We start from the raw sequence: 17,604 nt of genomic DNA, 5'->3' as shown, positions 1-17,604 counted from the left end.
TTTAAACAATATTGGCATGTATTTAACTAAAGAAGTAAAAGAAGACATTTTCAAAAAACACGGAGGGTCGGAGAACAATACCGGTTCGGCAGAAGGCCAGATAGCCCTGTTTACCTACAGGATATCCCACCTTACAGAGCACCTGAAAAGAAACCGTAAAGACTTCAATACCGAAAGAGCACTGGTTAGCCTGGTAGGTAAAAGAAGAAGTCTGCTCGATTACCTCAAGAAAAAAGATATCGAAAGATATCGTGCGATTGTTAAAGAATTAGGACTTAGAAAATAATTCCGGAAGAGGCTTTAGTGCCTCTTTTTTGTTTTATAATATCCGGTTTTTATCCGGAACATTTCTCAGGGCAAAGTAATTTTCATTGGGTTAACTACAACAACACAACAACAACCCCGTCAACCCGACGGAACCCTATGTATAATTAATTTTAAGAAAAATTATGATTCCTGAAGTAAAAAAAGAAGTGATTGATTTGGGCGATGGCAGGACCATCTCCATAGAAACAGGAAAGCTGGCAAAACAAGCCGACGGGTCTGTTGTTGTACGCATGGGAGATGCCATGTTACTCGCTACCGTAGTTTCTGCACGGGAAGCGAATCCCAATGTGGATTTTTTACCCTTAACCGTAGATTACCGCGAAAAATTTGCCGCTGCAGGGAGATTTCCCGGAGGCTTTTTTAAACGCGAAGCACGTCCGAGTGACAACGAGGTACTTACCATGCGACTGGTAGACCGTGTACTGCGCCCGTTGTTTCCTAAAGATTACCATGCGGAAACACAGGTAATGATACAACTGATGTCTCACGACAACGAAGTAATGCCGGATGCTCTGGCAGGACTTGCAGCTTCGGCATGTATTGCCCTCTCCGATATTCCTTTCGAATATCCTATTTCCGAGGTAAGAGTGGCAAGGGTAAACGGCGAACTCATCATCAACCCCAGTAAGGTACAACTTGAAGAAGCTGATATAGACCTTATGGTAGGGGCTTCTATCGATTCTGTAGCTATGGTGGAAGGAGAGATGCTGGAAGTGTCCGAAAAAGAAATGGCAGAAGCCATAAAATTTGCCCACGAAGCTATTAAAGTACAATGTGAAGCACAGATACGCCTTGCCGAAAAAGTAGGCAAAAAAGCCGTTCGCGAATACGAAGGTGAAAGAGAAGATGAAGAAGTAGCCAAAAAAATACAGGAATTTGCCTATGACAAATGTTATGCCATAGCCAAGGCCAATACTTCCAAACAGGAACGCAGCGAAAAATTTGCCGAGGTGAAAGAAGCTTGTAAAGAGCTTTTTACCGAAGAAGAACTCGAGGAAAACGAAGGACTGATCGGTAAATATTTCGGTAAAGCGCAGAAAGAAGCCGTACGAAACCTGATCCTTGATGAAAATATTCGTCTGGACGGCAGAAAAACTACCGACATCCGCCCCATATGGTGCGAGGTTAATTACCTGCCTTCCACACACGGATCATCTATATTCACCAGGGGAGAAACCCAGGCGCTGGCTACCGTGACCCTCGGGACTTCCAGGGAAGCCAACGTCATAGATCTTCCTACCGATCAGGGTGAAGAAAAATTCTACCTGCACTACAATTTCCCTCCTTTCTCTACCGGGGAAGCAAGGCCGATAAGAGGTACTTCGCGAAGAGAAATAGGACACGGAAACCTGGCGCAACGTGCCCTGAAGAACATGATCCCGGCCGATTGTCCTTACACCGTAAGGGTTGTATCGGAAGTACTGGAATCCAACGGTTCTTCTTCCATGGCTACCGTATGTGCGGGTACAATGGCACTTATGGATGCCGGTGTGCAACTGAAAAAACCTGTTTCCGGTATTGCAATGGGACTGATCTCCGACGGAGATAAGTATGCCGTACTGTCCGATATCCTGGGAGACGAAGACCACCTCGGGGACATGGACTTTAAAGTTACCGGGACGGAAGATGGTATTACGGCCTGCCAGATGGACATCAAAATAAAGGGATTGTCTTACGAAATACTCGAGAAAGCCCTTAACCAGGCACGTGAAGGACGTTTGCATATTTTAGGCAAACTGACCGAAGCCATCCCTTCTGCCGCTGCCAATGTAAAAGCACATGCTCCGAAGATCGTGAAGGTGGAAATACCGAAGGAATTTATCGGTGCGGTTATCGGGCCAGGCGGAAAGAATATCCAGGCATTACAGGAGAGCACCCAGACCACTATCGTTATCGAGGAGGAAGGAAATCTCGGCATCGTGGAAATCCTCGGCGTAGACCAGCAGGGTATAGACAATGCCATAGAAGCCGTAAAAGCTCATACTTTCGAACCTGTGGTAGGTGAAACGTACACCGTAAATGTTATTAAAGTGCTGGATTTCGGTGCAGTGATAGAATTTGTTCCGGGTAAAGAATCTTTACTCCACATTTCCGAACTGGCATGGGAGCGTACGAATAATGTAACCGATGTGGTAAATGTAGGCGACGTCATCGACGTTAAATACATAGGACTGGATCCGAGGACCAAAAAACCGAAAGTATCCAGGAAAGCATTGCTTCCGAGACCGGAGAGATCCGAAAGGCCGGAACGAAGAGAAGCTAAGAACAGATCTTAATCAAGCGTTATATATTTTTTTCAATTCTTAAGAAACACCCCGGCGATGCCGGGGTGTTTTTTTATTGTATCTCACTCATATTCCTTTCCGTTATTTTTCCGCCAGCTCAAAAGTATGTGTAAATGGCAGATCGGAGCTTCCTCCTACAAAAAACTCAAACGCTCCGGGTTCATATACCCATTCCAGATCCTGATTATAAAATTTCAGGTCTTCCGCAGATAGGGAAAAAGTCACATTTTTGCTCTCTCCTTTTCGCAGAAATATTTTCCTGAACCTCTTCAATTCTTTCACAGGCGGCGTTATGGAGGCCACTTTATCATGCACGTACAACTGCACTGTCTCTTCCCCGTCCCTTTCTCCGGTATTTGTTACTTTGGCCGTTATGGTAAGCGTATCACCCGGAGTCAGGCTCTTTTTATCCGTAACAACATCATAGGCAAACGTGGTGTAACTCAACCCGTAACCGAAAGGGTACAACGGGGTGTTGGGTGTATAAAGGTACCTGGAAACATATTTCTGATCCGGGTCTTCAGGTTTTATAGGTCTTCCGGTATTTTTATGATTGTAAAACAACGGTAGCTGGCCTACCGCCCTCGGAAAACTCACCGTTAATTTGCCGGAAGGGTTATAGTCTCCGTAAAGCACGTCTGCAATGGCATGTCCTCCCATAGTTCCGGGCCACCAGGCTTCCAGTATGGCATCTGCAGTCTCATTTTCCCATTCCAGGGTAAGGGGTCTGCCGTTCATCAACACCAGGACCACCGGTTTCCCCGTTTCCTTTATCGCTTCTATAAGCTGCTTCTGCCTGCCGGGAATATTAATATCGGTACGGCTGGCCGCTTCTCCGGTCATTCCCTCCAGTTCTCCGACAACCATGACTACCACATCCGCTTTCCCGGCTGCAGAAACGGCTTCTTTAAAACCGGATATATCTTCCCCGAGCACCTTACATCCTTCGGCATATAAAAAATTATCGGTCCCCAGTCTTTCTTCAAATGCCTCAAAAACACTTACGGCCGTACCTCCCCGGTCTCCGGCTGCTGCCCAGTTCCCTATTATATTTTTCTCATCTTTCACCAAAGGACCTATCAACGCCACTTTACTGTCACTGCTCAAAGGAAGCACCTCGTTATCATTCTTCAGCAATACCATCGATTTTCTTGCGGCATCCCTGGCCACTGCCAGATGCTCTTTATTGAGCACCTCTTCTTTTTCCCTGGTTTCATCCATATAGCGATAGGGGTCATCGAACAATCCCAGCCGGAATTTCATTTCCAGTATCCTTCGAACCGCATCATCCAGGTCTGTTTCACTTACTTTGCCTTCTTCTATAGATTTTTTCAGGTATTTCATATAAATACCGCCCTGCATATCCATATCTACACCTGCGTTCATGGCTATCTCTCCCGCATGCTTATCATCGCGTGCATAACCGTGCGCTACCATTTCGTTCATGGAGGTATAATCGGTTACCACAAACCCATTGAATTTCCAGTCACCCTTAAGTATATTTCTCAACAGGAAATTATTTCCTGTTGCCGGTACGCCATTGAGGTCATTGAAGGAATTCATAAATGTCGCCACTCCTGCATCCAGTGCTGCTTTAAAAGGCGGCAGGTAGGTCGTGCGCAATTCGTTTTCGGACATGTCTACGGTATTGTAATCCCTTCCGGAAAGAGCCGCCCCGTAAGCTGCATAATGCTTGGCACATGCGAGTATCGTATTATCGGCTGAAAGGTCATCGCCCTGAAAACCTTTTACCCGTGCCCGGGCAATAAGCGACCCCAGGTAGGTGTCTTCTCCGGCCCCTTCGGCTATACGGCCCCACCGCGCGTCCCTGGCTATATCTACCATGGGTGCGAATGTCCAGTTGATCCCTTCCGCCGAAGCTTCCACCGCTGCTATCCGTGCTGTTTTTTCCATCAGTTCCAGATCCCAGCTCGCCGATTCGCCCAGAGGAATGGGAAAAATAGTCCGGTGGCCGTGTATTACATCATAACCAAAGAGTAAAGGAATCCCCAACCGTGTATGCTCTACTGCTATTTTCTGTAATTCCCGGTTGTATTTCGTGGTAAAGGCATTAAAAACCGCACCTACACTGCCGTTTTCCAGGTACTCCTTATAATTATCATCCATTGAAGGTCCCGTAACGTCCCATCCGCTGGTAAACAGAACGGTCTGCCCTATTTTTTCCTCCAGGGTCATAAGCCCGAGAACGGAATCAACCTCGGCCGCATACGGATTTTCTTTGTTTTTATCCTGCTCCGGGCTATCCGTACAGGATATTAAAGCCGGTAGCAGAAAGGAGAGCAGAACGATTCGTCTGGTTATCTTTATCATAGTGTTTTTTATTTTTTCAAAGTCTTGGAAAAAAGCCATGCCAGCAAATCCGGTTCTGCAAAAGCAGGGTCCCAGCTATTGTGGTTGGCGTTTTCGTATAATGTAAATTTCGGATGCCCTCCTTCCCGGAGCAATCGCTTCACCATTTTTACGGAAAGCATGGGATCAACTACATTATCTTTTGCCCCGTGAAAAATCCAGAGGGGTATTTCCGTAGCATATTTTTTTACCGATGCGGGTCTGCCCCCGCCACAAACAGGGATGGCCGCGGCAAACATTTCCGGTTTACGGTACAGGAGTTCAAATGTTCCCATGCCTCCCATAGATAACCCCATAATGTACACCTGGTCTTTTTTTATGGAAGGTGTCGTGGTAATACTGTCCATCAGTTTCATGACCAGACCCAGTGCCTTTGTGGGCTTACGTCCGTAGCGGAACCTGATCTTCAGTGGCGTTTTGTTCCGTTTAACCCTGGCATTGGCCCAGTAATCTTCTCTGGGACATTGCGGAAAGATAACGATAGCGGGAAATTGCTGTCTCACCGTATCTTTCTTAAAAAGGGAGCTTCCGTGTGTCAGTTGTGCTTCATTATCGCTTCCTCTTTCTCCTGCCCCATGGAGAAAAAGTACTACCGGGTATTTTTTGGTTACCGTATAATTCTCCGGATATAAAACGCGATACAAAAGGGTATCATTTCCGGAAACAAATTGCCTCTTTTGATATAAGCTGTCCGCCTGTGCAGATGACAGGACAGTATATAATATACAATACAAAACAGGAAAGACGACTTTGTTGCTCATGTTAGTTTTTTTGTTTTCAATTTAGCAAAACAAATTTGTCCGAATGCAAAGATCATTGTTCCCCCGGGGCAAAAAATACATTTTTTATCCGGAAGTGATGTGCCGGGTCTTCCATATATGTTCCGAGATAGGGGGAGTAAGTGCTTACTTCTATGGTACCTTTATTTAAATCCATATCCAGGATACGAAGCCAGCCGTTCCCTCCTTTTTCCGACCCCTGAACACCTTCCTGGTAATTTGCCAGCATCTGGTAGACGGGGTAACCCTCGTCATTGATGCTGACCAATGTCCCTACCCCGGAATGCAGGACATGCCCGGAAAAGACAAACCTGATATTGGGATATCGTTTTACCAGTTTTTGCCAGATATCTTCCCCGTCATTTACCGCATCTTCTCCCGTATCTTTTCCTATACCGTAGCCTTGCGGGCGCCAATTGTCCCCATCTCCCTGCCGGGTATTATCGGAATACATATAACTATGCGTATTGATAATGACCAGATGATCGGTATGTTCCTCAACAATCTTTCCCGCCCGGTCCAGTACCTTGTCCCTCGGGCCGAATTCCAGGGAGAGCACCAGCCATTTTACGTTTCCGGTCTGGAACGTATACCAGGTGTTGTCCATAGCATCCGGTTCAAAACTCCCCCCGAAACCCGGAAGTTTTGACATCCGGGAATAAGGGAAATACTCGTTGAACAATGTAGTGTTCCTCACATCGGCAAATTTCCCGGGGGCACTGCCCATATCGTGATTGCCCACTGCAACTACATAAGGGACTTTACCGTCCAGTATACGGAATGCCCGCTGTACGGTCTCCCATTCTTTTTTGCTGTTGTTCTGGGTAAGGTCTCCCTGCTGTATGACCAGGTCCGTTTTCCCGGCATTCCCGGCAATCCATTCCAGTTGTGCGTGAAGTATTTCGGGATATTTTTCTGCATAGGTCTGGGTATCGGGCAATAACACAATACGTACCTTTTCACCTTTGGAATCACAGGATACCCCAAGGAGTACCAGCATGCTGAGAAACCAGTATTTAATAATTATTTTCATGGTATATACGGACTGGTAAAGCCAAGTTTCTTCAACCCGTTCTGTATATCTTCGTTCTGCATGAACAGGTCCCATATTAAACCGCTGCGGTAATTTTCTATCATAACAATTACCGGCCCCTGGTCTATGGCCAGATATTTATCCGCTACCCAGGGTTCTCCATCCAGGCTAAAGGCATCGTAAAAACCGGCCGGACCCCAGACAAGATCGTTCAGGTCCGTATAAAAATAACGAATGGCCCTCAATGATTCTTCCGGGGTATACGGTATGGAACTCACTGCCGCCGTGGGAGACACCACCCCCTTATCATTATCCGGAGAATGAGCGGTATACCCTATACTATTGTCTTCGTTTCTGGAATAACTGGCCGTTAATCCCCAGGATTCGGGGCTGTATGTTTCGGATTGCTTCGGGTTTTCCACACAATACTTATAATTGATCTTTGAGTGGTTTACATTCAGGTCCCAGTAACTGGCATATTTATCCTGAAGGTTTTTCGGATTTAGCCCCAAATAGGAATAATGGGCCCAGAAAAGCGGCCCGCCTTTATCACCTGAAGTATTATGTTTCAGGATAAGGGGTAAATCATAAGCTTTTTTATCGGTGGTAATATTTCCGTTTCTCGCCCAGCCTTTGTGATAAACTTCCGGATCAATGGCATGATCCGGTGAAGAAGCGGCCATAATGTAGGTAATCAAGCATTCGTTGTAGCCTTCGATCTTGAAGTTTTTCTCAAATTCATATACGGGGGACCAATGCCAGAAAATACCATCTTTGCCGTTGGTATACCAATTCCAGTCAATTCCTTCCCAAAGTTCATTGTATTTCCGGGCTACTGCTTTTTCCTCTTCATTTCCGTTTTTGAGATATTCACGTACAACAATAAACCCTTGTGCCAAAAAGGAGGTTTCTACGATATCCCCCCCGTTGTCCTTATCGCTAAAAGATCGTGTTTCACCTGTCTCTCCGTTTATCCAGTGCGGCCAGGCCCCGTGATAACGCTCGGTCGCTTCCAGAAAACCGGCAATTTTACGCAGACGTTCCACACCTTCATTACGCGGAATAAAGCCTCTCTCCATACCTGTTACAATGGCCATCAACCCAAAACCGGAGCCTCCCGTGGTGACAATATGTGCATCATTTTTAGGATAATCTCCATCCGGATGATAGCGTTCACGGGCCATTCCGGAGTTGGGTTCCGCATAATCCCAGAAATATTTCAGGGTTTGTTTTTGAACAATATCCAAAAGTTCTTCCTCGCTTAACTGTTCAAGACGGTGTTCTTCTTCGTTTTGATGTGATGTATCCTTTTCAGGAGTATTTTTTGTTGATCTCCGGCTGTTATTACAACCGATAAGGCAAAATATACCCAGGACAAAAATTAGAATTCGCATGCTTATTTATTCAGTGATTAGTTTTATGTGTTTAACTATTAAAAGGATTTGATTTGAGCAATCCGGGCCCAACAGATATTGAAGACCACGTTAAAATCCGTGACGGCCTCCTTAAAACGGGATTGCTCTTTCATCTGTATGCCCCGGACGAAAGAGCATTATGGTTGATACGACCAGTCCCTGTCCATCTCAACTTACCATCCCGGATTCTGTGTCATTTCGGGGGTTTGATTGATTTGGTCGTTAGGGACGGGAAACAGCTCATGTTTACCATCTTCGAAGGGTTTTCCATGTGCTCTCATCACTTCACCGGCCTGTCCGGTACGGATAAGATCGAACCATCTGTCATGTTCAAAGGCCAGTTCCAGTCTTCGTTCTTTCCAGATCAATTCCCTGAGCTGCCCCTGATCTGTAGTGGTTACTTCCGGAAGTTTTACCCTGGCCCTTACCTGGTTCAAAGAAGTCAGAGCTGTATTGCTATCACCCAGTTCATTGGCTGCTTCGGCATGGATTAATAAAACTTCTGCCAAACGAAGGATACGGACATTTTTATCACCATCGGCATCTCCGAGGTTCGCACTGGAATATGCTTTTTCATTGTACATCGGGTTCTCCACACTTCCTGATACTTCTCTGCCATCCCATAAAGTTTCTCCCCTGAATATAATGGTGGCATCTCTTCTTATGGTATCTCCTTCTTCATTAAATGCATTTAACAGGTCTTCCGAAGGGACATTAAAACCCCAGCCCCAGCCTCCTGTACCACGGGGAGCCTGTGTCTGAGAATATTGATTTACCCCGTGAGCTATTTGCTCTCCCCGGGCCTGTACTTCAAAAATAGATTCCACACCGTTTTCACTGTACACTCTCCATATATCCTCATAATTCGGTTCTAAACTATACTCTCCGGAAGTCATCACCATACCGGCATAATTTAAAGCATCTTCCCATTGTTTCTTATAGAGATATACTTTAGCCAATAAGGCTTGTGCTGCTCCTTTTGTTGCCCGTCCCAGGTCTCCGGAAGCATATTCACTTTTGTTCGGAAGCGTGGCTATGGCATCTAACAGGTCCTGTTCTATAAAATCATACACTTCTTCTTCAGGTGCTCTGGTCAGCAAATCGGTATGTTGTAATGAAACATCTCCGAACATTCTTACCAGCCAAAAATAATTCAGGGCTCTGAGAAATTTTGCCTCTCCAATTAATCTATTCTTGTAATCTTCATCGGTCAGACCATATTCTTCCGCATACTCTATGGCATAGGAAGCCCGGCCAATGGATTTATACCAACGCTCCCACATTGCCGCAATGGACGGGGTTGTGGAAGTATGAGTCAATCCGTCTAAAAAATGTTTGTCCGTCCCCGTACTCGTGGGTGTACTTCCTTTGTCGGCATTATCTGAAATGATCTCCGTAACTCCCAGCCAGGAAAATGCATAGTCCCAGTCGGTAAGCATTCCATAGGTACTTGTCACAAAGTCATCGGGTTCAAATACCTCTTCACTGTCCCCGGCTTCGATCTTTTCCCTGGAATCAACATCCAGGAAGTCTTCGCTACATCCGTAAAACAAGAAGGTCGAGAATAAGAAAATATATATTTTCTTTAGTGTTAGTTGTTCCATGATTTATGCGTTTATATTATTGTTTCTTATAACTCGAGGTTTATCCCAAATATGAATGTCTTTGTATTTGGATACGCGGACAGTTCTACTCCCGCCGTTCTGTAAGGATTTCCACCGTCACCTCCTATAATTTCGGGAGTAAACCCGGAATAATCGGTGAACATAAAAGGATTTTGCGCCGTAAAATAGAATCGGAGTTTGGAAACGTATTTTGAGAAGTCGGGTAAAGTATATCCGACAGTGATATTGTTTATTCTGAAAAATGCTCCGCTTTCCAGATAGTAGTCAGAAGCTTCGATATCTCTGTCCGCACCGGGGTGAATATTCGTAGACCCTTCACCTGTCCACCGGGTATTATAGGTATCTGCGGTAATATTTTCGTTATCGGTCCTTGTATTTTTAAGTCCGTTATATACCTTATTCCCTCCTACACCAAAACCATCTACACTAAAATCTATATTTTTATAATTCAGACCGAGGCGAATACCGTAATTGTATTTCGGGATATAGGAACCAAAGAATTTTTTGTCCCTGTCATCTATAACTCCATCCTCATTCTGATCTTTATACCGCAAATGTCCTGGTGCAGCCCCTTCGATAGAGGCATTGTTATCAACCTCATCCTGAGTTTGCCACACGCCTTCTACCTCATACATCCACCAGGCTCCCAGTGGCTGTCCTTCTTCTAATCTTTTGGTGATCCTCCCGTTGTTCAAACTACCGCCGGTCATACCATCATAAGCCGGTTTTACGTTTTCCACCATATTTTTATTGTATGAAAAATTACCTCCTATGCTATAAGACCAGTCTTCGGATATATTGTCTCTCCACTCCAAGGCAAATTCCATCCCTTTATTGGATACTTCCGCACCGTGGTCATAGAAATTTTCGGCAAACTGGGAATTAAGAAGCGGTTGTACCAGAAGGATCATGTTCTTCGTAGTTTTGTCATAATAATCAACACTACCGGACAAGCGGGAATCCAGGAGTTCAAGATCCAAGCCCACTCCCCATTCTTCTACGATTTCCCATGTCAGGTCTTTGACCGGGCTCGCTACCGATGCACCAAACATCAATTCCTGATTAGGCCCCAGAACATAATTCTGGTTAGCACTTCCGGTACTTGTTTGTATTTGATCGATATTCAGCGGCACATTCTGGTTACCGAGCCTACCCCAGCCCCCTCTTATTTTCAGAAAGTTGATATGTTTGGAATCCTTCAAAAAGTCTTCGTTGGAAAGCGTCCAGCCAAGTCCGAATGAAGGGAAGTTTTCCCAGAAGTTCTCCCCTGCCTTGAACACACTGGACCCGTCCCTTCTTATAGTAGCCGTAATGTAGTATTTGTTATCAAAATTGTATTGAGCACGGGCGAAGTACGACATCAATGTTCGTGGTGTATAGTATACATTCTCGGTTACATTATCAAAAAATCCGCTTACATGCTGTATACTCCAGTACTGTTCTTTTTCCGGGACTTCATATCCCTGGCCGTACAACCTTCTTCCTACATTTGTCTTTTCCTTGGATCCGCCGAGAACAAGATTGACATGATGTTTTCCGAAAAGCCTGTCAAAAGTCAGAAAACCGTCCCAGTTCCATCTAAAGGTTTCAATATCTTCGAGAGATAAAGAGTTATATGCCCAGCTGGTAGGTATTATTCCTGTTTCCTCATTGGTGGCATTCTTCCTGCTCTCATCAAATTCTTCGTAAGTCCTTGTGGGGTCCCCGGCTATCCACCGTTCTCTCATAGGGTTGAAAACTCTCTTGTCAAAATAATACTTGGTGGCTCCGAACCTGGATGTTGCCTTTAAGTCTTCGGAAATGGAAAATTCTCCTGTAAAACCTCCTTGCAATGTTGTGGTATGTATCTTTTCATTTTGAAAAAACACATCAGCCATGGGGTTCCCATGAGAGTACAATCTTCCTATAGATTCCCCGGGACCTGCTTCATAAGTCACTATCCCAGTAGTCTGATTTACAAAGGACTGTCCCCATCTCCCATTTTCATAACGCACGGGCACCAACGGGGATTGGCGGTACGCATTGTTAAAGGCTCCCAATGGTTTGGGGTTTTCATTCGTAAAAGATATGTTGAGGTTTTGTGTAAGCTTCAGTTTATCATCAAACAACCTGTAGGTATTGTTATTTTTAATCGTTCCTCGCCTGTATTTATGGTCTTTAAGGACCCCTTCCTCTTCGTAATGGTTATAACTGAAATAATAATCTACATGTTCTCCGCCCCCGGATACCGCAAAGGTATTATTATTAATGCTTCCTACTTGTGCCAGTTCGTTATACCAATCGGTATTATGTAATTGATCTTCCTGCAGAGAATAACCGCCAATTGCCGCTGCTCCCTCATTAAAATAATCGATATACTGATTGGCATTGGCCATTTCTACCGGATTAAGTATACTTTTGGCTCCATAAAAGGAATCAAAACTAAACTTGGCTTTTCCCTTCTTCCCTTGTTTTGTCGTAACGATAATCACCCCATTTGCAGCCCGTAAACCGTAAATAGAGGCAGAAGATGCATCTTTCAGCACATCTACTTTTAAAATATCCGAAGGGCTGATACTCTTGATATTGTCTACGGGCATTCCGTCTACAATGTATAACGGGTCTCTCCCCGAAAGTGCCGTTCCCAATCCGCGGATAATTACCGTTGGTGTAGCCCCAGGTTGATCACTGTTGATAATATTAATACCAGGAACTTTCCCCTGGATCGCCTGAGTAGCCGTCAGGGCGGGCTGCTTTACAATATCTTCAGCTTCTATACTACTTATGGAACCTGTCAGGTCGGCCTTTTTCTGGGTACCATACCCCACTACAACCACTTCATCCAATTCGGAAGTGTCTTCCTGTAAAACGATAGTTATTGAAGTATCATCACCAACTGTGATCAGCCGGTCCTTAAAACCAACATAAGTCACCTGCAGGACTTCTCCGGGAGAAGCTTCGATAGTGAAATTTCCGTCAAAATCGGACACCGCATACCTGTTGGTCCCTTCTACTAAAATATTGGTCCCGGGAAGCGGCTGGTTATCTGCATCCGTTACCTGTCCCGTGATCGTATTTTGTGCGTAAACACCAACGGGAAATATCGCAAGACAACATACAAGCCAAAACAATTTTACCTTCATAATTAAGAGATTTGATTTAGTCGAAGATAAAATTAGAGAGTCCCGGAGTTTTTAATTGTAGTAGTAGGACCACATCCAATAACCAAATAACAACCCTTACATCAAAACACTGACAACCAACACTTTATCACATGACAAAAATCAGCTGTTTCCTAAAATTTTAACATATTGATGTAGGGATGATGAGTTACTTTATCGCAAAACATACAGATTATTTTTATCGAAATACCAAATAAGCGGTGAAAATTTTGCCAAATAACAATTCCGGGGGCTATTGCCTTCCTGTTTTCTTCATCTTACTTTAACAATCACACCTTTTAATCTGCACGAAAAGCTTTTGTCGTCCTTGGCATAACCGTCGAATTATCATGGTCATTGTATTTCAGGAATTTCTGATGAAGCCTGGTGATCGTATCTTTATATTTTTCCTCCCTGATCAGGTTATTCTCCTGTCCCAGGTCCGTAGAGAGATCATATAATTCCGTGACCTCATTATTTCTGTCCACAACAAGCACCAGGCTCCCTTCGCGGATAGCTCCGTCATAAGCAAAACCGGCCTGGTATAGAATAAACTCATGCACAGGATCATCCTCGGCCCGCTTCCCCGTAAACACGGAAAGCAGAGAGGCACTGTCCAGGGCCTGGTCTTCCTCCATGGACTGCCCGGTAAGGTCGTACATGGTGGCTACCCAATCATGACCTACGATCAACTGGTCTGATACCGTCCCGGGCGGAATTATCGAGCCGGCCTGCGTACCATCTCCCCATTTTGCAATAAAAGGCACCCGATGCCCTCCTTCGTAAACAGAGGCCTTATAATCGCGTAACGGGCCGTTATTATCATGCCCGGGATCACCGTAGTGCGTTACGTTCGGCCAGAGGGCACCGTTGTCGCTCGTAAAGATCACAAGGGTATTATCTGCTATCCCTTCCTCTTCGAGTTTATCCATAATCTTACCTACCTGGAGGTCCAGTTCGTAGAGAACATCAGAGGTCATCGCCCCGGTAACTCCGTATACCTGCTCATCAATTGTAGAGGGATCACCATCAAAATCGAAGGGTGGTGAATGCGGTACGTGAATAGCCTGCGAGGAGAAATAAAGCATAAAGGGCCTGTTCTCTCCGGTCTTCTCGTTTTCCCGGAGATGACGGTCTATAAAATCTGTTGCCCCGTTGGTGAGGATAATACCTGCCTGGCTGGAATCATAATCGACATCTCCCCTGGCCGGTACCCTTCCCGCTTCCACTATTTCAGACAAACCGTTGTCGCTTACCCGGTAAAACCCGTTATTGAGTAAGCGGGTGCTGGTATTATCGGCAGGATTGTCCGGATTGACGGGACGGAACCTGCCGTTTTCAAAATAGGCATAAGGCTCATGCTGGATACCACTGAGGAGACCCAGCCAGTAATCAAACCCGTGGTCATTAAGGTTGTCGTCAACTCCGCGACTGTAGTCCATCGTATTCAGTTTTGCCTTTTCCCTTATCAGGTTTCCTTCCTTGTCATAAACGTCACCTCCCAGGTGCATTTTTCCGAAAAAAGCGGTCCGGTAGCCCGCATTTTGCATGACCTCCCCTACCGTGATATGGCGGCCGGCTTCCGTTCTGTCTCCATTATGACTGAAAGCCGAACTGTTATTGACATCCCAGGATCCGCCCGGCCTGCCATTTCGATAGGGATAACTCCCGGTTAATAAACTGAAACGGGAAGGGGCACACAAAGCTGCCGGCGCGTGGGCATCCGTAAATCGCATTCCCTGCTTTGCCAGGCGATCAATATTAGGTGTAGGCACCTTGCCGCCATATACCCCGAGGTCCGCATATCCCACATCATCCGCGAGGATAAACACCACATTAGGAGGTTGTTTCTCTTTGACCTGGGCATTGGCATTTGTACCTGTCACACAGAGGACCCAAAATAAAGCTATCCTTGTTATCTTTAACAAACCGCTTTTGCCCCCGTAAATTCCCGCAAATAAATGCGCCTCCTTGTTCTTCATAAAACCTGATTTAATCATTAATAAATTTTTCTTCTTTATATTGACAGTCAAACTTCAAGGGCTGTTTTATTTCACCCTCTTAAAGCTGATATAATCTATACTGAGATTTTTCCCTTCTTCTTTTTCGCCTATCCAGTTTATTTCCAGGTTCTGGGTACCGGGTTCGATGTCCACCACCCCCAGCCGGAGCTTTTCGGTAGCAGGACCTTCCCTTTCCGTTTTAAAGTCCATCTCCTGTAGATTATTACCGTTTAAGGTTATGGTGAACCTTCCTCCGTTACCTGTTTTGATTATGTTGGCCTCTATACTGTACCTGCCGCCTTCATCCCACTCAAAACCGGCTGTCAAACGGTTCTCCTTGTCCGGATCGGCATTCCAGGTTATTATTTTGTGCCCGCTCACCTCCCTGAACAGGTCTTCATGGGCCCAGACATCTGTGGAAGCCCAGCCTCCCGTATTTTTGTCTATCTTTAGATTTTCCCCTTCTATTACACCTTCTTCACGGTAAACATCATATGGTATTTCATAACCGTACCGCTCTTCCACCGGGGTTTCCCCTATAGGATCATAGCCACCGGGCTCCAGGTACCAGTAAACCACTGTTGCATATTGGGTAGGCCAGTGATCGGGAAAATATTTTTCCAGGTAACCGTCAAAAGATTTCCGAAAGGGAATATTATCCGTAATATGCCAGCGGTTTACCGGCTGATATCCCATATTGTCGTTATCCTGGGTCTGACTGTGGAAAGCACGTTCAAACCGGGAAGGATCGCACCAGGCATAGCCGAAATAATCTTCAGTGCCGGTACCGAATACGGAAGGGAACTTTTCCCCGTCCACAAAGAATTTTTCATCACCCTCTCCCCACCAATAATGACCGGGGCCTGCCAGGGTACAACTCCCGCCTTTCGGGTTCCAGACCAGCAAATGAGTCCCTACGAACCTGCCTTTCCCCGTCGTTTTCAATAGAGTCCAGTCCGGCCATCGGTCTTTTCCGGGAGGCATGATATTGCGATGCCATTTTGCGTGGAACCTTCCGAGTTCTTCAGCTTCTTTTCCGAGTTTCTCATAACTTACCTGAAATTCTATCTCCACATCTTCATCATATTCGTTATGAACCACTATTTCGGCCCCGTTAGAAAAAGGCATATACCAATAACTGTACATCCAGCCGTCTGTCATTCCCATAGGCAGGGTTTTATAAGTGTTCCATCCGGGTGAAGTACCAAAAAAATCACCTAAGGGCGACCATACGGAAGCTTCGTCTTCGCCGTCCCATTTCATTTTCAGCACCACTTTTCGCAACATTTCTTCCATACCGGTAGTGTCTCTGACCCTCACCCTAAAAGAGGAAATAGCCCCGGCACCATCCAGTTTGAAAATCTGTTTCTCTTCTCCTGTCAGGATTTCTTCCCGCTCTTCGGCTGTTTGAAAATCAGAAGTATAAGGGCTGTTCCCCATATCTTCCGAAAAAAAGCGGTTTACCCTGTTCAGGGCCTCCAGCCCCGCATTGTCCGGCCGGGGACGGAACCTTTCTACTTCGGTCCCATCGGGAAAGCTGATGTAATTGAAATGGTAATACTGCCCCCACCCGGGTTCAGCAACAATCTTACAGGACCTCCGGTAGGTAATGGGAACATAATTGTTAAAGCCTTTGGCATTTGTTTCATAGACCAGCTCCGGAAAATCAAAAGCGGCAATACGAGGTTTGAAATAATCTGCAAATGCCAGGTCCAATACGGGTTTTTCCTCTCCGTCTATATATATCTTCACTTTACCCTTCTTAGGACTGGCGGACCAAATACGCACAATGGCACCGGGCCCTTTCATTTCGGCAAGGACCTCATTATTCCCTTCTTTTCGGATGTACTGGGGTTCGAATCCGTCAATATTCGCTCCCCAGTTCGTAAATTCTCCGGTTACCGGATTTATTTTGCTCTCACGATCATAACTCGACCACATGGCACTGGCTTCTCCCGCTTCGGGCAAACAGGCCAATGCTTTCAGATCTGTCAATCGGTTAATCACTTCCGGATAGCTTATTCTTTTCCCTTTCTGCCCGTAGGAAAAAAGAACAAAAAATACGGCGGTTATAAAACTAATTTTTTTCATACTCCGAAATTTTTAAACTTCGTGTTCATTTAGTATTTAGATGAGTTGACATGATGTAGATTTTGCAGAAACTGTTCAGCCGGAAATTTCCCGTTTCCTTCATAATTCCCGGATCATTCCTTTAAATATTAAGCCAGGGATTCCGGACTTTTTTTCCAATTATGAAGCTTAAAGGGGAAATCCGGATGGACATACACTACGGAAGCACTATACTAAACATTCATCATCCGGAACTCCCTTATGAGTACCGGGAGATGTTCCGGCAGTCCGATAAACCGAATCCGGTCTTTATTAAAAAGGAGCAGGCTTCTCGTGTAGGGCTGGATTTTGTGTGCTTATACAACAAACAACGGAAATTATCCGCAACATCTTAACAGTGGATTTTACCTTCATCATCTAAAGTTTGAACTGGTTGAAGATAAAATTAAAAACTCTCTTCCTATTAATACGGGCAGGAATGTCACATATGTTCCGACAGGAAAACATAAAAAACACAATACAATGAAAAACAACAACTTAAGACAATAAAAATAGTA

The 17,604-nt window shown here is 45.2% G+C and carries 11 protein-coding genes; 3 read left to right on the top strand and 8 right to left on the bottom strand.

Annotated features, from left to right (window positions below):
* Positions 1-16 precede the first annotated feature (16 nt).
* Together rpsO and ED312_RS00605 are read left to right on the top strand one after the other, a co-directional pair.
* Positions 17-286, top strand: coding sequence for a 30S ribosomal protein S15 (gene rpsO / locus ED312_RS00610; protein WP_123214046.1), 270 nt, complete (start codon positions 17-19; stop codon positions 284-286).
* 163 nt (positions 287-449) lie between these two features.
* Entirely contained in the window at positions 450-2,603 is a 2,154-nt protein-coding gene (locus ED312_RS00605; RefSeq protein ID WP_123214045.1) for a polyribonucleotide nucleotidyltransferase, read from the top strand.
* Between the two features lie 90 nt (positions 2,604-2,693).
* Here the strand turns inward: ED312_RS00605 and bglX are convergent, their stop codons facing one another.
* From bglX to ED312_RS00565, 8 genes are all read right to left on the bottom strand, one after another.
* Positions 2,694-4,943, bottom strand: a complete 2,250-nt coding sequence (gene bglX, locus ED312_RS00600) for a beta-glucosidase BglX (RefSeq protein ID WP_123214194.1) — start codon at positions 4,941-4,943, stop codon at positions 2,694-2,696.
* Between the two features lie 8 nt (positions 4,944-4,951).
* On the bottom strand, positions 4,952-5,743 hold the full coding sequence (locus ED312_RS00595) for a carboxylesterase family protein (protein ID WP_123214044.1): 792 nt from the start codon (positions 5,741-5,743) through the stop codon (positions 4,952-4,954).
* Positions 5,744-5,795: 52 nt separating this feature from the next.
* Positions 5,796-6,794: a metallophosphoesterase gene (locus ED312_RS00590; protein WP_123214043.1), complete on the bottom strand. Its 999-nt coding sequence runs from the start codon at positions 6,792-6,794 to the stop codon at positions 5,796-5,798.
* Positions 6,791-8,188, bottom strand: a complete 1,398-nt coding sequence (locus ED312_RS00585) for a glucoamylase family protein (protein WP_123214042.1) — start codon at positions 8,186-8,188, stop codon at positions 6,791-6,793. The genes ED312_RS00590 and ED312_RS00585 overlap by 4 nt, the downstream gene beginning before the upstream one ends.
* Before the next feature lie 194 nt (positions 8,189-8,382).
* Entirely contained in the window at positions 8,383-9,813 is a 1,431-nt protein-coding gene (locus ED312_RS00580; protein ID WP_123214041.1) for a RagB/SusD family nutrient uptake outer membrane protein, read from the bottom strand.
* Positions 9,814-9,839: 26 nt separating this feature from the next.
* Positions 9,840-12,956, bottom strand: coding sequence for a SusC/RagA family TonB-linked outer membrane protein (locus ED312_RS00575; RefSeq protein ID WP_123214040.1), 3,117 nt, complete (start codon positions 12,954-12,956; stop codon positions 9,840-9,842).
* Positions 12,957-13,273: 317 nt separating this feature from the next.
* Positions 13,274-14,956 (bottom strand): sulfatase family protein, encoded by a 1,683-nt coding sequence (locus ED312_RS00570; protein WP_170164418.1) that lies wholly within the window; start codon positions 14,954-14,956, stop codon positions 13,274-13,276.
* A 66-nt stretch (positions 14,957-15,022) separates the two neighbouring features.
* Entirely contained in the window at positions 15,023-17,068 is a 2,046-nt protein-coding gene (locus ED312_RS00565) for a glycoside hydrolase family 172 protein (protein WP_123214038.1), read from the bottom strand.
* A 161-nt stretch (positions 17,069-17,229) separates the two neighbouring features.
* Between ED312_RS00565 and ED312_RS00560 the strand changes: the two genes are divergently transcribed.
* Entirely contained in the window at positions 17,230-17,442 is a 213-nt protein-coding gene (locus tag ED312_RS00560; protein WP_123214037.1) for a hypothetical protein, read from the top strand.
* The last annotated feature ends 162 nt before the right edge of the window (positions 17,443-17,604 follow it).

Origin of the sequence: Sinomicrobium pectinilyticum (assembly GCF_003725735.1) — a bacterium.
GTDB classification, from domain to species: domain Bacteria; phylum Bacteroidota; class Bacteroidia; order Flavobacteriales; family Flavobacteriaceae; genus Sinomicrobium; species Sinomicrobium pectinilyticum.
The sequence above is the reverse complement of the archived record's forward strand: the minus strand, read 5'-3'. Positions and strand labels throughout refer to the sequence as shown.

What these genes read in the sequence shown, in the direction of transcription:
- ED312_RS00590 (WP_123214043.1), bottom strand. Translation starts at nt 6,794, where the DNA reads ATGAAAATAATTATTAAATACTGGTTTCTCAGCATGCTGGTACTCCTT.
- ED312_RS00570 (WP_170164418.1), bottom strand. Translation starts at nt 14,956, where the DNA reads ATGAAGAACAAGGAGGCGCATTTATTTGCGGGAATTTACGGGGGCAAA.
- ED312_RS00605 (WP_123214045.1), top strand. Translation starts at nt 450, where the DNA reads ATGATTCCTGAAGTAAAAAAAGAAGTGATTGATTTGGGCGATGGCAGG.
- ED312_RS00580 (WP_123214041.1), bottom strand. Translation starts at nt 9,813, where the DNA reads ATGGAACAACTAACACTAAAGAAAATATATATTTTCTTATTCTCGACC.
- ED312_RS00565 (WP_123214038.1), bottom strand. Translation starts at nt 17,068, where the DNA reads ATGAAAAAAATTAGTTTTATAACCGCCGTATTTTTTGTTCTTTTTTCC.
- ED312_RS00595 (WP_123214044.1), bottom strand. Translation starts at nt 5,743, where the DNA reads ATGAGCAACAAAGTCGTCTTTCCTGTTTTGTATTGTATATTATATACT.
- ED312_RS00560 (WP_123214037.1), top strand. Translation starts at nt 17,230, where the DNA reads ATGAAGCTTAAAGGGGAAATCCGGATGGACATACACTACGGAAGCACT.
- bglX (WP_123214194.1), bottom strand. Translation starts at nt 4,943, where the DNA reads ATGATAAAGATAACCAGACGAATCGTTCTGCTCTCCTTTCTGCTACCG.
- rpsO (WP_123214046.1), top strand. Translation starts at nt 17, where the DNA reads ATGTATTTAACTAAAGAAGTAAAAGAAGACATTTTCAAAAAACACGGA.
- ED312_RS00575 (WP_123214040.1), bottom strand. Translation starts at nt 12,956, where the DNA reads ATGAAGGTAAAATTGTTTTGGCTTGTATGTTGTCTTGCGATATTTCCC.
- ED312_RS00585 (WP_123214042.1), bottom strand. Translation starts at nt 8,188, where the DNA reads ATGCGAATTCTAATTTTTGTCCTGGGTATATTTTGCCTTATCGGTTGT.